Source organism: Sphingomonadaceae bacterium OTU29LAMAA1 (genome assembly GCA_024072375.1).
GTDB lineage: Bacteria > Pseudomonadota > Alphaproteobacteria > Sphingomonadales > Sphingomonadaceae > Sphingomonas.
In genome coordinates this window covers 1,199,742-1,215,000 of record CP099617.1, presented here as the reverse complement: position 1 = coordinate 1,215,000, position 15,259 = coordinate 1,199,742, and the positions used below count along the sequence as shown (strand labels likewise).

Annotated in this window: 8 protein-coding genes, 1 tRNA gene, 2 rRNA genes and 1 pseudogene (1 of these 12 running past the window's edge); 8 read left to right on the top strand and 4 right to left on the bottom strand. The window is 62.4% G+C overall.

What is annotated here, in order from left to right:
* The 3 genes from NF699_06100 to NF699_06090 form a co-directional block, all read left to right on the top strand.
* Positions 1 to 1,632, top strand: a 23S ribosomal RNA gene (locus NF699_06100) (it extends 1,167 nt beyond the left edge of the window).
* A 211-nt stretch (positions 1,633 to 1,843) separates the two neighbouring features.
* A 5S ribosomal RNA gene (gene rrf / locus NF699_06095) occupies positions 1,844 to 1,958 on the top strand.
* 152 nt (positions 1,959 to 2,110) lie between these two features.
* Positions 2,111 to 2,187, top strand: a tRNA-Met gene (locus tag NF699_06090).
* A 467-nt stretch (positions 2,188 to 2,654) separates the two neighbouring features.
* Here the strand turns inward: NF699_06090 and NF699_06085 are convergent.
* Positions 2,655 to 3,572 (bottom strand): LysR family transcriptional regulator, encoded by a 918-nt coding sequence (locus NF699_06085; GenBank protein USU06237.1) that lies wholly within the window; start codon positions 3,570 to 3,572, stop codon positions 2,655 to 2,657.
* A 117-nt stretch (positions 3,573 to 3,689) separates the two neighbouring features.
* Here NF699_06085 and NF699_06080 point away from each other — a divergent pair, with 117 nt between their 5' ends.
* The 4 genes from NF699_06080 to NF699_06065 all read left to right on the top strand — a co-directional run bounded on the left by NF699_06080 (position 3,690) and on the right by NF699_06065 (position 8,486).
* Positions 3,690 to 4,490 (top strand): type 1 glutamine amidotransferase domain-containing protein, encoded by an 801-nt coding sequence (locus tag NF699_06080; protein ID USU06236.1) that lies wholly within the window; start codon positions 3,690 to 3,692, stop codon positions 4,488 to 4,490.
* A gap of 71 nt (positions 4,491 to 4,561) precedes the next feature.
* Positions 4,562 to 4,858 carry an antibiotic biosynthesis monooxygenase gene (locus tag NF699_06075; protein ID USU06235.1) on the top strand — a complete coding sequence of 99 codons (297 nt, stop codon included), beginning with the start codon at positions 4,562 to 4,564 and terminating at the stop codon, positions 4,856 to 4,858.
* A 236-nt stretch (positions 4,859 to 5,094) separates the two neighbouring features.
* Entirely contained in the window at positions 5,095 to 5,964 is an 870-nt protein-coding gene (locus NF699_06070; protein USU06234.1) for a hypothetical protein, read from the top strand.
* 305 nt (positions 5,965 to 6,269) lie between these two features.
* Complete coding sequence (locus tag NF699_06065) at positions 6,270 to 8,486, top strand: TonB-dependent receptor (protein ID USU06233.1); 2,217 nt, start codon at positions 6,270 to 6,272, stop codon at positions 8,484 to 8,486.
* Positions 8,487 to 8,962: 476 nt separating this feature from the next.
* On the opposite strand, the pseudogene NF699_06060 reads toward NF699_06065, so the two are convergent.
* A pseudogene (locus NF699_06060) lies at positions 8,963 to 9,669 on the bottom strand (FadR family transcriptional regulator).
* An 841-nt stretch (positions 9,670 to 10,510) separates the two neighbouring features.
* Between NF699_06060 and NF699_06055 the strand changes: the two are divergent.
* Positions 10,511 to 12,859, top strand: coding sequence for a glycoside hydrolase family 127 protein (locus NF699_06055; GenBank protein USU06232.1), 2,349 nt, complete (start codon positions 10,511 to 10,513; stop codon positions 12,857 to 12,859).
* 122 nt (positions 12,860 to 12,981) lie between these two features.
* Here the strand turns inward: NF699_06055 and NF699_06050 are convergent, their stop codons facing one another.
* Both NF699_06050 and NF699_06045 read right to left on the bottom strand, forming a co-directional pair.
* Entirely contained in the window at positions 12,982 to 14,499 is a 1,518-nt protein-coding gene (locus NF699_06050; protein USU06231.1) for a tryptophan 7-halogenase, read from the bottom strand.
* Complete coding sequence (locus tag NF699_06045) at positions 14,496 to 15,233, bottom strand: DUF6445 family protein (GenBank protein USU06230.1); 738 nt, start codon at positions 15,231 to 15,233, stop codon at positions 14,496 to 14,498. The genes NF699_06050 and NF699_06045 overlap by 4 nt, the downstream gene beginning before the upstream one ends.
* Between the last annotated feature and the right edge of the window lie 26 nt (positions 15,234 to 15,259).

The following is a 15,259-nucleotide window of genomic DNA, read 5'->3' as shown; positions in this document are numbered from 1 at the left end:
ATGTAACGGGGCTAAAGTGATGCACCGAAGCTTAGGGTGTGCCCTTTTAAGGGTACGCGGTAGCGGAGCGTTCCGTAAGCCTGTGAAGCGATCTGGTAATGGGTCGTGGAGGTATCGGAAGTGCGAATGCAGACATGAGTAGCGATAAAGAGGGTGAGATGCCCTCTCGCCGAAAGACCAAGGGTTCCTGCGCAAGGCTAATCCGCGCAGGGTGAGCCGGCCCCTAAGACGAGCCCGAAGGGGGTAGTCGATGGGAACCACGTTAATATTCGTGGGCCTGGTGGTGTGTGACGGATGGTGTGTGTTGTACGGCCTTATCGGATTGGCCGTGCTTCGAAACTGTTCCAGGAAATAGCCCCACCGTATAGACCGTACCCGAAACCGACACAGGTGGTCAGGTAGAGTATACCAAGGCGCTTGAGAGAAGTGTCCTGAAGGAACTCGGCAAATTGCCTCCGTACCTTCGGAAGAAGGAGGCCCTCACAGCGCGCAAGCGTTATGAGGGGGCACAGGCCAGGGGGTAGCGACTGTTTAGCAAAAACACAGGGCTCTGCTAAGTCGGCTTCAAGACGACGTATAGGGCCTGACGCCTGCCCGGTGCCTGAAGGTTAAGTGGAGGGGTGCAAGCTCTGAAATGAAGCCCAGGTAAACGGCGGCCGTAACTATAACGGTCCTAAGGTAGCGAAATTCCTTGTCGGGTAAGTTCCGACCTGCACGAATGGCGTAACGACTTCCCCACTGTCTCCAGGACATGCTCAGCGAAATTGAATTCTCCGTGAAGATGCGGAGTACCCGCGGTTAGACGGAAAGACCCCGTGCACCTTTACTGCAGCTTCAGAGTGGCATTAGGAAAGAACTGTGTAGCATAGGTGGGAGGCTTTGAAGCGACGGCGCCAGCTGTCGTGGAGCCATAGGTGAAATACCACCCTGTTGTTTTCTGATGTCTAACCTCGTTCCGTAAGCCGGAACAGGGACCCTCTGTGGCGGGTAGTTTGACTGGGGCGGTCGCCTCCTAAAGAGTAACGGAGGCGCGCGATGGTGGGCTCAGGCCGGTTGGAAACCGGCTGTTAGAGTGCAATGGCATAAGCCCGCCTGACTGCGAGACTGACAAGTCGAGCAGAGACGAAAGTCGGTCATAGTGATCCGGTGGTCCCTCGTGGAAGGGCCATCGCTCAACGGATAAAAGGTACGCCGGGGATAACAGGCTGATAACCCCCAAGAGCTCATATCGACGGGGTTGTTTGGCACCTCGATGTCGGCTCATCACATCCTGGGGCTGGAGCAGGTCCCAAGGGTTTGGCTGTTCGCCAATTAAAGTGGTACGTGAGCTGGGTTCAGAACGTCGCGAGACAGTTTGGTCCCTATCTGCCGTGGGCGTCGAAATTTGAGAGGAGTTGACCCTAGTACGAGAGGACCGGGTTGAACGTACCTCTGGTGTACCTGTCGTCGTGCCAACGGCGCAGCAGGGTAGCTATGTACGGACGGGATAACCGCTGAAAGCATCTAAGCGGGAAGCCTCCCTCGAGATAAGATTTCATAGGACGGTCGGAGACCACGACCTTGATAGATCGGATGTGGAAGTGCGGTAACGCATGGAGCTAACCGATACTAATTGTCCTATTCGCGCTTGAGAGTCTCACACCATCAATGACAACACTGGGTCCAACCCAGCGTCAGCGACGGCGTGGATGAACATGCTCGACGCCAGAATATAAAACCTCGTGATTTTCACACAAAGGTGCATCGATTTTAGAACCCATCACAGTGCAAGCTGTGATGGATAAAGCCCAAACCACATCAAAATATCACTTTGATGTGCATGTCGTATCCGCCCGCTCCATTGCCTGGTGGCTATAGCGTCGGTGTCCCACCCGATCCCATCCCGAACTCGGCCGTGAAACCCGACTGCGCCAATGGTACTATCGCTCAAGCGATGGAAGAGTAGGTCGTCGCCAGGCATTGAAGCCGGCGGATACAAACATACAAAGCTTGGAACCCATCCACATGTCATCTGGTCCAACCAGACACCAACACCCCCGCATACACGCGGGGGCGTTGCCGTCTAAAACGACCGTTACCCGCATCGAAGTACCACTTCGATGCACCACGTCGCGGGGTGGAGCAGCCCGGTAGCTCGTCAGGCTCATAACCTGAAGGTCACAGGTTCAAATCCTGTCCCCGCAACCAACACACAAACAACCACACCGCCTCAGGATCCCCCGAGGCGGTTTTTTTGTGCCTTGACGCCGGTTCAGGGCGCCTCCCGTCGTCCCATCCAAATCCCCGGAAGACCAAAAACGTCGGTTTGCTCTCGGGAGTACCTTCTAGAAGGACCGCCCGGCACCACTGCCGGACTACCCCATGGCCCTGCCGTCATTCTTGCCGTCGCGCGACAGGGCAAAGGTGGCGCAATCGGGCAGGGCAGGGACCGGTGCTCGACACGCGTGTGCCGTCGTCACCACCCTCGAGCACGCGCCGCGTGCCTGGCATGGCCGCGACCGGAGCATCCTCGACAAGACGGTCGGTGATCGTCGAGCGACCGATCCCGACGATGCAGTTCGACGCGGAGGGCCGCACAGGCCGCGATCCCAACAGAAACGGCCTCAAGCCGGTGAGCGTTCAGAAGCAGCTCTCGAGCACCAAGCCATTCGACATTATTGCCGTCCATGCTCGCGTGAGAGCTCGACTGCGACTTCGCCGATCAGCTCTCTCAGCCAACGATGTGCCGGATCGTGGCGGTAGCGAACGTGCCAGGCCATCTCGACCGGAAAAGTGCCTAGATCGACCGGCGCAGCGAGAACCTTCAGACGCGGGTCGTGGCGGAGGCGGCGGCAGATGAGATCGGGCAGCGTCGCGCAGTAATCCGTCACCGCAATCATCTCCGCCACGGCAAAGAAGTTGGTGACCGAGATCGCGACGTCGCGCTTCAACTCTTGCTGCGCGAGCGCCTGGAACAGGCCGGCGCGCATGCGGCCGGGCGGCACGATGTTGACGTGCTTCAGCGTCTCGAACTGCTCGCGCGTGATCGTGTCGCCGACGGTCGGGTGATCGGCGCGGACAACGCAAGCCAGGCCTTCGTCCATCACATGCTGGACGACGAGGTTGTCCGGCGGATCGATGATCCGGCCAAGGACGAGCGCGGTGGTGCCGGAGACGACGCCGGTTTCGCCGAGGTCGTTGCCATAGGGCGTCAGGCGCAGCCGGATGCCGGGCGCGACCTGTTGCAGCCGGCCGACGATCGCCGGCACCAGCACGAATTCGACATAGCCGTTGGGGGCGATGGTCAGCAGCCGCTCGGCAGTGGCGGGATCGAACGCCTGCTGGCCCAGCACCGCATCGTCGAGCTGCGACAGCGCCTCGGCGATCGTCGGCGCGAGTGCCAGGGCGACGGGCGTCGGCAGGATGCCATAGCGTTCGCGGATGAACAGCTGGTCGCCGAGCATCAGGCGCAATCGCGCGAGCGCATTCGACAACGCCGGCTGCGTCATCCCCAGGCGTTCTGCCGCGCGCGTGACGCTGCGCTTCTCCATCAGGGCGACGAAGACCGGCAGGAGGTTGAGGTCGTAGCGCATCCAGTCATACTGACGACGATATATCCAAGATCAAGATAATAAACTTCTGGAATATGTCGTCAGCCGCCATCTTGCTCCTGCCGCAGCGACTGCGGCGCATGGCAACGGAAGGCTTCCATGACCAAGGCGACAATCCTCATCCTCGGGTCCAACGCGACGCAGATCACTCTACGCGGCGGCGGCAGCGCGACGATCGGCCAGTATCTCAACGAGACGACGGTGCCCGCGATGGCGCTGATCGATGCCGGCTACGATGTCGTGCTCGCCACGCCCGACGGCACCAAGCCGCACATCGACGCGGTGTCCGACGATGCCAGCCACTTCGGTGGCGACCGATCCGCGTACGATCGCGCCCGCCGCTTCTTCGCCGACGATGCGGCGATGAACGACGTGCAGACCCTGCGCGCGGTGATCGAGCGCGGGCTCGACCGGTTCGCGGGCGTGTTCGTGCCGGGTGGCCATGCGCCGGTCGTCGACCTGATGCAGGACACCGATGCCGGCACGATCCTGCGCCACTTTCATCAGGTCGCGAAGCCGACCGCCCTGCTGTGTCACGGCCCGGTCGCCGTGCTGGCGGCGCTGCCCGAGGCGGCGGCATACCGGGCCGCGCTGGTGGCGGGCGACACGGCCGGAGCGACGGCGCTGGGCCGCGGCTGGATCTACGCCGGCTATCGCATGACGGTGTTCTCCGCGAGCGAGGAACGCGTCGCCGAGGAGCATCTGCTTAAGGGGACGCTTGAGTTCGACATGCCGGCAGCGCTGCGGCTCGCGGGTGGCGAGGTGTCCGCCACCGCCACTGACTTCGCCCCTAACGTCGTCGTCGATCGCGAGTTGATCACCGGCCAGAATCCTGCATCCGACCATCAGCTTGCCGCGGCGCTGATCGACGCCCTCGATCGTTCGCTCGCGACCGCGTGAGCACGCGCATGACCGGCGGAGCGCTGCTACCGCGCTCTGCCGCATCTTCCCCCGGTTCGAGGACCATTGCCATGCCTGCCAACGTCAAGATCATCGCGATCCTCTCCGCCCATCCCGGTAAAGCCACGGCGCTGCGCGCACTGCTGGATGGCATGATCGCGCCGAGCCGCGCCGAGGCCGGCAATCTGCGTTACGACCTCTGGCAGGACCGGGCGGATGCCGACCGCTTCGTGCTCGACGAATTGTATCGCAATGCCGATGCGGTCGCCGCGCACCGCGAAAGTCCGCATTTCCAGCATTACGCTTCGCTCATCGCCGACCTTGCCGAGCGGACCGCCGTCGTCGTCGATCCCGTCACCGTCGCCTGACGCCGAACCGCCCGAGGTCTGCCGTCAAACGATCGTCGGTACGATGCCGCCTTCGGCGCGGATGGCGGCGCCGTTGGTGACGGCGGCGAGCGGGCTCTATGGCCAGGTACGACGATCCTGATCACGCAATCGCCGGTCGGTACCAGCGCAGGCGAGCCGCTTACCGTCATGGACGCGGCCGTTCTACAGCCGTAAGCGTCTATGATGTCCTGAGTTACCGTCGACGACCTGGGAGAATGACGATGCGCAATGTGGCAAGTGCGATGGCCATCGTCGTCACGCTTCTATTATCGACTACCTTGCCAACGAGCGCCGGCGCGCAATCGACGGGGCTGGACGACATGGTAGGTGCCCGCGCGGGCCAGTCCGAGGGTGAACTGCAGCGCCGCGGCTACGTCAACACCGGTGGTTCGAAGAGTGACGATCGCAGCTACACCAACTGGTGGAACGCAGCGCGTCGCCAGTGCGTGACGATCGCAACGATGAACGGGCGCTTTGATTCGATCACGCCCACCACCGCGCCCGACTGCCGTCAGCCCGCAAGCATGCGGCCGCGCCCCGATGCCGGCGTCCGGCCTCGGCCAGGCTATGTGCCCGAACCAAGCTATCCACGTCCGCCATACCAACCTGAGGGTGAACGTCCTTCCACGCTCCCCAGTGGTCCGGGAATAGTCGTTGGCGGCAGACCTGTCGGCCTCGGCTTGGTCTGCTTCGGAGACGGAACGCACGACGGCGTCGCAACCGACACGACGTGGGCCTGGAATGCGAGGCGAGATCGCTACGAGTATGGCAGCTACACGGAATCTCGGCCTGAGAGGTTCGATGCCTCGCTGATGGTGCAGACCTGGGATGGCGGCGGCCGGATCAGACTGCCAAAGTCGCTGATCCCGCCGATCAATTCGCGGGGGAACAATGGGTGGTGGGACCTATCGAACGTCTCGGTCGGCCCTGATGAGATACGCGCGACCTATCGGCTGAATGGACTGAATAAGCCGAGGATCGTCATCGATCGCCGCAGTGGGCGGATAACCGTGCAGGGCTCGTCCAACTACGGCTTCCGCGGACGTTGCGACACGATTGGTCACGACCAGCCACGTCGGTTCTAGGCGCATTGTCTCTGCCGATCGGACCGGCGCTGTCGACCGGGCTCGTGGTCACGACGGCGATGTTCCACGGCTTCGGTCGCATGGTGATCGGGCGCTCGAAGCGAGCGCTCGATCACGGGCGACCACCCATCGCTGCCCCTCACGAGAGAACCAACCCGGCAGTTGCCGCCGTACGTGCGGCGAGATTTTAGTGGAAAGCTGTCCGGCGGTTTCGGGAGGTATGTCAGTCAAGCAGCGCCTGACACAATTGACATATGTTATGTTATCACATTACGAGATGGTCCGTTAAATGCGGGGCATCAACAATGAACGTATCGAATATCAGGTATGTGCGAGCGGTACTTTTCGCCGGAACATGCATCCTTCCGTGGTCGTCGCTGGTGGCACAGGGGCCATCGATAGCAGCGGATGGAAAGGCGGTAACGCCCCGCGCCGGCGACATCGTCGTGACCGGGCGCTCGCTCGCCGACGATGGGCAGGTGGCGCTTCCGATCACCGTGCTGGCAGGCGACGAACTCGCGCACCGCCGCCGGGGCGGACTTGGCGAAACGCTGGCGGGACTACCCGGCATTCACCTCGACAATTTTGGCGGGGGAGCGTCGCGTCCGGTCATTCGCGGTCAGACGCTGCCCCGGATCGAAATTCTGAGCGATGGCGCGAACGTCTTCGATGCTGCATCCGTATCGCCCGATCACGCAATCGCTACTGATCCACTGCTGCTCGACGCGATCGAGATACAGCGCGGCCCGGCCGCCGTCCGCTACGGCGGTAACGCGATGAATGGCGCGATCAATCTCATCGACGGCAAGGTGCCAAAGTCGATCCCCGCCGGCGGCCTGAGCGGCGCAACCGAGGTCCGTCACGGCACCGGGGATCAGGAGAAGACCGTCGTGGGCCGGGTCACCGCAGGCATCGGCGCGTTCGCCGTGCATGTCGAGGGTTCGAGCAGATCCAGCGAGGACTATGACGTTCCCGACGCCTACGGCAGCGACAAGCTCCGCGATTCCTTTGCGGACAGTGCAAGCTACAGTGCCGGGGCCTCGTGGATCACGTCAAAGGGGTATCTGGGAGCGGCCTATACGCGCCAGACGAACAGTTATGGCCTGCCGGGACATAGCCATGCCAACGGGGCGTGCCACACCCACGCCATCAGGCTCCATTGCGCGATCCACGGCTCGATCACTCATCCGTTCAGGGGGCTCGACGATACGCTACCGGCCACCATCGACCTGCGCAGCGATCGCGTCGACATTCGCGGCGACTATGACAGCCTCGTTCCCGGGCTGGATCATCTTCGCATGCGCTTTTCCTACACCGACTATGCACATCGCGAACTCGACGGGCGGCTCGTTTTCGCGATCTACACGAACAAGGTTTATGACGGGCGCGTGGAGGCGACGCATCAACCCGTGCTGGGCTTTACCGGTACGCTAGGCGTCCAGTACACCAGCGGATTGTTCGGCGGCATTGGTAGCAGCCGCCCCAACATCCGCGACAATCAGGAGAAATTCAGAACTGACGACCTCGGCGTATTCCTGACGGAGCGAAGGTCGATAGGCGTCGTGGATTTTGCGATTGCCGCGCGGAAGGACTGGAGAACGATCAATGTCGTACACAGGCCGTATGAGGAACTGCTGCCCGCTTCCTTCATAGCAAAACTCACGCCTGAAGAGTTGACTAAGGCGAAAGCGGTATTTGCCAGATCTTTTGAATTAAATTTTCCTGAATCCGACGTGTCGCCGTTTTCAATGTCGCTCAGTGTGACAGCCAATATGTCGGATGGATTTTTCGCTGGAGTATCGCTTGGTCGATCACAACGCGCTCCCGGCGTGCGTGAGCTCTATGCGAGGAATAACAATCTGGCGACGAGCAGCTATGAGATCGGGCTCGCGCGAACGGAATTCCTCAGGGACCTTCCGCGACCTGTTTCAAACATCCTCGAAACTGCAAAGTCGATCGACGCGAATTTTGGCAAGAAGGGCGGAACGATCGAGTTTGACGTTGGCCTGTACTACAAGAATATCGACAACTACATCTTTGCGCGGTTCCTGAGTTCGGAACCCGGAGCGATCCTGCTGGCGTACACGCCGGCGGATGTGCGTTTTCTGGGCGTCGACGGACAGATCAGCTACCGGCTGGATGCACGATCACAAGTGACGGTGTATGGCGATTATGTCGACGCCGATCTGAAAAGCACGAACGACAACCTTCCGCGTCTTCCACCCGGACGCCTGGGTGTGCGCTATGCACTAACCGAAGGTCCGATTACGGCCGATGTCGATTATAGCCGGACGTTCGCACAGAACCGCTTCGCCTCGTACGAAACGCGGACCGCAGGATACGACAATCTCAACGCTACGTTTGCCTACCGTTTCGATACGGGATTGGGCAGAAGCGTGGAGTTCTATCTCCGCGGGGCCAACCTGACCAACCAGCTCGCGTTTGCACACACGTCATTCGTCAAGAATCAGTCGCCGCTGCGTGGCCGCAATGTCGTCCTCGGCATGCGCCACCAGTTCTGATCGACGGAGATATCATCGTCAGGTTCCCCGATCTTGCTCGGTTCCGCCGCGCTCCTGTCTTCGTTTGCCAGTGGACAGGACGCGGGTATCGGGCACAGGTCAGCGACCAGCTGTCTGAGCTGGCGGTCCTCTTCCGCAAGCAGCTTCAGGCGCTGCAACTCGGCGATGCCGAGTGCGCCCCGTAGACCTGCTTCAGCCTGCGTTGCCGGAGACCCTGCGTGGCGGCGTGGTCAACATGGATGCGACCGCCGGACACTGGGCGCCGGCACGCGCACGTTCCGGCGGCGCATCGAAGCGGAGAGCACGGACTGCCGGCACCGTTGAACGCGACGTGTGAGGCGCTTGCCCGGCAATCCATGAACGGGCGATGCTGCTCCGACTGAACCGCTTTTTCTCGGCTTCGGTGTGCCCATTCTTGCCTGCACGCCTTCCGCACACGGACGGGCACGACACCGGAGGTTGTACGACGCGGCGAATTACACGAGCGCCTCGCCCAATCCGAACCAGGTATCGTCGAGCGCCAGGGTGACCAGCGAACTCATTGCCGCCGCCGCTTCATCGGGGTCGCCAGCGTGGATCGCGTCATAGACACGACGATGATCGGGAATGGGGTCGCGCGGCAGGGCGCGGTCACGCTGTCTCAGTCGGGTCGTCCATTCCACTCCCGCGGTGATGCCTGAGCTTAGCGAGGTTGGCGCGTCATTCCGGGTGGCGAAGATGATGGCAGCGTGAAAGGCCCGGTCGGCCGCCTGTCCGGCTCTGGTCGCCAATGTCTCGTCAGCCATCATTTCCAGCGCGTCGTGTATCGTCCGCAGATCGTCGTCATCCCGTCGCTTCGCCGCCAGCCGGGCGGCATAAGGTTCGATAGCGGACCGAAGGTCGAAGAGGCTGCGCAGCAGTTGCATATCGGGCGTATCCGCGAAGGCCCACTCCAGCACGTCCGGGTCGAGCATGTTCCATCTATGTCGTGGCAGTACGCGGGCACCCGTCTTCGTCCGGCTCTCGACAAGGCCCTTGGCGATCAGGGCCTGCACAGCTTCCCGATAGACGCCCATCCTCTCTGACGCCGTCAAATCCGTCGGCAGTATTTTCCCGGAATATACTCACCCGAGATGATCGCCTCGCCGAGCCCCTGAGGCGGCGCCCCGTGGGCAAAGACTTCTGGCCCTGCGGTCGAGCGCAATTCCTGGCTCCAACAATATCCTGTTGTCGGACAAGAACGATTCACTACCGCGGCGAACTATCGCCGATGAACCAACTGAAAAACTGCGTATTCAAGGAAATGAAACGAGTTATAAAATGATCTATCCCACTGTTAATAAGCTGTAAATTTAGAACTGTGACGCTTAAACTATTGGCTTGATATATTTTAGTCTGACATTGTATCATGATGTCTGCCCGTGGCTTACAAAACTGACGGGTGGGGAGGAATTAATATCGTGAAAGCAGCATTGCCTTGCGGATTGGCGTCAGGCGTACTTTCGGGTGCATCCGCTTGAAGGTAACCAGACAATGGAATCCGAATACCTGGAATGACAGGGGGTTGGCGAAGCCAATGTTCCGGAATTGACGGCGAGAAGATCGTCCCCGCCGCCACCAATCTTCCAACGTGCCGCAATACGCTGCCCGGAGTGTCGAAGTACAGTTTCGACATGATCGGCCTTTACGAGCTCGCGCCGATGAGCATCCGCGTGGCGTACAATTACCGTGACGCCAACGTCGACACCTTCGGCGACCCCGGCGTGTTCACTACCTCTATTCGGACAAGGCAGACAGGCTTGATCTTTCCGCGAGCTACAACCTCAACGATAACATCACGCTGACGGTGGACGCCACCAACCTGTTGCGCACGCTCTATCATAGCTACGTCAAGGACTCGCGTTACCCGCGTGACGTGCGGTGGGAGGCGAGCCTTTTGTCGGCCGGTGTTCGCTTCCGGTTCTAACGGGCCGGACGGTCGTGACGGCTGCTGTTACCCGTCACGGTCGCACGCCGTGTCATCGAATTGTCCAGGAGACATCTTCATGCTCGTATCCCGTCGTTTCCTGCTAGCCGGCGTCAGCGCGGTCGCCATCATGCCGATCGGCGGCGCGGCGTTTGCCGGGCAGGTCCGCCAGAGCGTGAAGCCGGTGCCGGCACGCTTCGTCCGGTTGAAACCGTCCCTTTTCGCCGACGCGTTCGAGGCCAATCGTCGCTACTTGCTCGAACTCGATCCCGAACGCCTGTTGCATAACTTCTACGTCTCCGCCGGGCTGCCCGCGCCCAAGCCGGTGTATGGCGGCTGGGAGGCGATGGGGATCGCAGGCCACATGATGGGTCACTGGCTGTCGGCATGCGCACTCGTCATCGCCAACACCGGCGACCGGCAGCTGTCTGCGCGGCTCGATCATGCGCTGGCGGAGATGGCGCGAATCCAGACCACGCACGGCGATGGCTATTGCGGCGGCACCACCGTCGAGCGCGACGGCAAGGTCGTGGACGGCAAGATCGTTTTCGATGAGTTGCGGCGCGGTGATATCCGCTCCGGCGGGTTCGACCTGAACGGCGGTTGGGTGCCGCTCTATACATGGCATAAGGTCCACGCCGGCCTGCTCGATGCCCACATACTTGCCAACAATCCGCGGGCCATGCCGATCATGCTGGGGATCGCAGGGTATCTGGCGAGCGTCCTCGAACCGCTGACCGACGAGCAGATGCAACGTGTACTGGCGGCCGAGCATGGCGGTCTGAACGAAACCTATGCGGAAACCTATGCGCTGACCGGCGACCGGCGATGGCTCCGTATGGCCGAGAAAATCCGTCACAAGGCGGTGCTCGATCCGCTGACAGTGCAGCAGGACCGGCTTTCCGGTCTTCACGCCAACACCCAGATTCCGAAGGTCATCGGGCTTGCCCGCCTGCACGAGCTGACCGGAAAACCCGCACATGCGACAGCGGCACGTTTCTTTCACGATCGGGTCGCGCACCATCACAGCTACGTCATCGGCGGCAATTCGGAACGCGAGCACTTCGGACAGCCCGACATGCTGTCCGCCCGGGTCACCGAGGCCACATGCGAGGCGTGCAACAGCTACAACATGATGAAGCTGACGCGCTACCTGTACGGCTGGCAACCGGATGCGAGCTGGTTCGACTATTACGAACGCGTTCAACTGAACCACATCATGGCGCATCAGCATCCGGAAACAGGCCGGTTCGTCTATTTCATGCCGTTGGCACCGGGTGCGCGGCGCGTTTTCTCCAGCGCGGAGGACAGCTTCTGGTGTTGCGTCGGCTCGGGTATTGAGAGCCACGCCAAGCACGCGGACTCGATCTGGTGGAGTGACGCTGCGACCCTCTACGTCAACCTCTTCATTCCGTCCGAACTGGATTGGCCCGAGCGTGAGCTGGGCATCACGCTGGACACGAAGATGCCTTCCAGTGGCACCGCGACCCTCACCTTCCGCCGGGCGCCCGCGAAATCGCAGGAGCTCGCCGTTCGTTTGCCCGGATGGGCACAGAACCCGGTGATAACCCTCAACGGTGAAGCGATCACACCGAAGGTGCGCAACGGCTATGCGGTGATCGACCGGCCCTGGAAAGCTGACGACGCCCTGCGCGTCACGTTGCCGATGACATTGAAGGCGGAGCCGCTGCCCGGTGATCCGTCCGTGGTGGCATTCACTCACGGGCCGCTGGTACTGGCGGCGGATCTGGGTGCCGCGGCGGAGCAATATGATGGCGTCGGGCCGGCGCTGGTCACCGCTGCCGCCGCCACGGCGGTGCTCACGCCGTCAGACGTCGACGGCGCGTTCCGTGCGATCGGTGCACTGGACGAAAAGCTGATCTTCAGGCCGTTCTTTTCGCAATATGACCGTCGTGCCGCGGTTTACATCCCGACGTTCACGCCGGAGGGGTGGACGCGGGCCAGGACCGATTACGTGGCCGCGCAGGAAGCGGCTCGTACGCTCGCACGGCGGACGGTGGATGTCGTGCATCTTGGCGAAATGCAGCCGGAGCGCGATCACGGTTTCAGTGCGGCACATAGTGAAATCGTCAACTGGAGCGGCCGCGCGGCAAGGCGGCTTCGCCCCGGGGAAACGATGCGGATGATATTGGCCCGGCGTCCGGGGCCGGCAATATTGCGTTTACTGGTGGCCGCCGGGGATGCCGGTCGCGAAATGGCCATCACCGTCGACGGCCAGACGCTGGGTAAGGGGCGTCCCGCCGGTGACGCGACCGGTAACCTGGTTTCGGTCGATTATATCGTCCCTTCCAGCGGAACGCAGGGGTCGCCGAATGTGGAGGTCACGGTCGCGGCGCAAAAGGAGGATGCGGTAGTCTACGAGATTCGGATGCTATCGGCGCCGAATGGATTAGCGTCGGTAACGTGAGCCGGCCTTAGCGAGAGGCAGTGGGCCCGTCGTCGTTCGTGCCCTCCCGATAACCTGCGCAAGAAAGCCTGCGAAACGCAAATCAGGCGATGGCCACAAGGGTCATCGCCCGAACATCGACGCTACTTCCCGGCACGGGAATGGCGGTCGATGAAATCCTGATGTGACGGCATGTGGCGGGCGGCGGCGGCGGTGACTTGACCGATACGGTCGAGCGCGGCGCGTGCCTCGGCCAGGGGTAGCGCCGCGCCTATCGGATCATAGCTCGATGCGAGCAGCCCCTGGCCGTCCATCACTGCCAGCCAGCTCGTCTTGGTGAACAGCTCGTCGGTTTCGCGGAACACACGCCCCGTGCGGTTATAGATCGCGATCCGCTCCGCCAGCGTATCGGGGATCGGCATATCGGCGAGATGGCGCCAATAGGCGGTGTCGCGGCGGCCCGTGGCGTGGAAGTGGAGGATGATGAAATCGCGGATGCTGTCGAATTCGGTCGTCATCAGCCGGTTGTATCGACGGGTGTCGGCCGGTTCGAACGCGCGGGTCGGCAGCATCTCGAGCAACCGGGCGATGCCGGTCTGGATCAGGTGGATGCTGGTCGATTCGAGCGGTTCGAGGAAGCCGCCGGACAGGCCCAGCGCAACGCAATTGCGCACCCACAATGCCGAACGCCGCCCGGCGCGAAAGCGCAGCGTGCGGGGTTCGGCGAGCGCTTCCCCCTCGATATTGGCGAGCAAGGTCGCGGTCGCCTCGTCTTCCGAGACGTGATCCGCGGCGAAGACATAGCCGTTGCCGACGCGATGCTGCAGCGGGATGCGCCACTGCCACCCGGCGGCACGTGCGGTCGCACGGGTATAGGGCGGCGGCGGTCCGGTAACGGCACTCGGCACCGCGACCGCGCGATCGTTGGGCAGCCATGACGACCAGTCCTGAAAGTCCGCACCGAGTGCGTCGCCGAGCAGCAGCGAACGGAAACCCGAACAGTCGACGAACAGGTCCGCCTCGATCCTGCCGCCATCCGCCAGCGTAACCGCATCGATGAAGCCGTCGGTGCTACGGAGTGAGACATCGACCACGCGGCCTTCGCGGCGAATGACGCCCGTGGCTTCGGCGCGCGTGCGCAGGAAGCGCGCGTAGAGCGTCGCGTCGAAGTGGAAGGCATAGCCGATATGCGCAAGCGGCGTGTTGCCGGGCTGGGGCCGCATGAACCGCCCCGCCGCCGCCGCCGTCGCGCAGATCGAATAGTCCGATAGTGGACCGGCCGCGCCCTCCGCGCGCAAGCGCCGCCACATTGCCTCGAACGGCACCGCACCGGGATCGACGCCGTAGACGCCGAACGGATGGAAATAGCGGTGGCCGAGGTGGCGCCAGTCGACGAATTCGATCCCCAGCTTGAACGTACCGCCGGTCGCGCGGACGAAGTCGTCCTCGTCGATGCCGAGCAGGCCGTTGAATGCCTGAATCGGCGGGATGGTCGCCTCGCCGACGCCGACGGTGCCGATCTCTTCGGATTCGACGAGCGTGATCGCGGGTCCATGGGGGCCGAGCACGCGGGAGAGCGCGGCAGCCGCCATCCAGCCTGCGGTGCCACCGCCGATGATCGCGATGCGGCGAACCGGGCCGTCGTCTTTCGCGTGGGTCATGACATCGCCTTGCATTGCAGGAACAAATTGCCGGTCAGTCGTCCGCGGCGCGGATCGGCGGCGGTAACGGGCAAATGCGACACCAGACCCGAATGGAGCAGCGCCGCACGGTATAACACGAGCCGGTCGTAGCGAGCCTCGACCGCGCCGATCCGCTCGAACTGCGCGTCGGAACCGGTCCGGTAACCGGACGGCGGATGATCGATCATCTCGCGGTCCAGCGCAGCGCGATAGGAGGGCAGGCGATCGGCATCAATCGTCTCGTACCCGGTGGCCGAATGGCGGAAGAAGCCGGTGCCGTCCGCATCGTCGGGCGACAGGAAATGCACGGTCGCGAATTGTAGCCGGTCGACGGTGTCGACATGGGGCACGCACTGGTCGGGGCTGAGCGCCTCGGGTGGGATGGTCACCAGCGAGAAATTGCCACGGGCGCGGGCGGGAACGACCGGAACAGCGGTGAAATGCGCGGCGATCAGCGGCAGCACGAAGCGGATCATCGCATCGATATACGCGACGGGAGCAGGCCCGAGCAGGCCAGGATAGCCGCTGCCTGCGCGTGCGGCCTCCGTAAACGGCGTGTTCGCTGCCGCATCGACCAGCGCATCGGGAATGCCGCTGGCGTCGTCGATGACGACGACGGGCTCCCCCTCTTCGCCGACATGCAGCAAGCGCATTGCGCCAGGCTCGGCGAACCAGCGTCGATCTTGATTGGTATGCGGGGTCACGATCGGCATCGAGTTCATCCACGCGGTACAGACGG

Excerpts from the sequence above, each read along its gene's own strand:
- NF699_06070 (USU06234.1), top strand. The coding sequence starts at position 5,095 with ATGACGATGCGCAATGTGGCAAGTGCGATGGCCATCGTCGTCACGCTT.
- NF699_06080 (USU06236.1), top strand. The coding sequence starts at position 3,690 with ATGACCAAGGCGACAATCCTCATCCTCGGGTCCAACGCGACGCAGATC.
- NF699_06055 (USU06232.1), top strand. The coding sequence starts at position 10,511 with ATGCTCGTATCCCGTCGTTTCCTGCTAGCCGGCGTCAGCGCGGTCGCC.
- NF699_06085 (USU06237.1), bottom strand. The coding sequence starts at position 3,572 with ATGCGCTACGACCTCAACCTCCTGCCGGTCTTCGTCGCCCTGATGGAG.
- NF699_06050 (USU06231.1), bottom strand. The coding sequence starts at position 14,499 with ATGACCCACGCGAAAGACGACGGCCCGGTTCGCCGCATCGCGATCATC.
- NF699_06045 (USU06230.1), bottom strand. The coding sequence starts at position 15,233 with ATGCCGATCGTGACCCCGCATACCAATCAAGATCGACGCTGGTTCGCC.
- NF699_06075 (USU06235.1), top strand. The coding sequence starts at position 4,562 with ATGCCTGCCAACGTCAAGATCATCGCGATCCTCTCCGCCCATCCCGGT.
- NF699_06065 (USU06233.1), top strand. The coding sequence starts at position 6,270 with ATGAACGTATCGAATATCAGGTATGTGCGAGCGGTACTTTTCGCCGGA.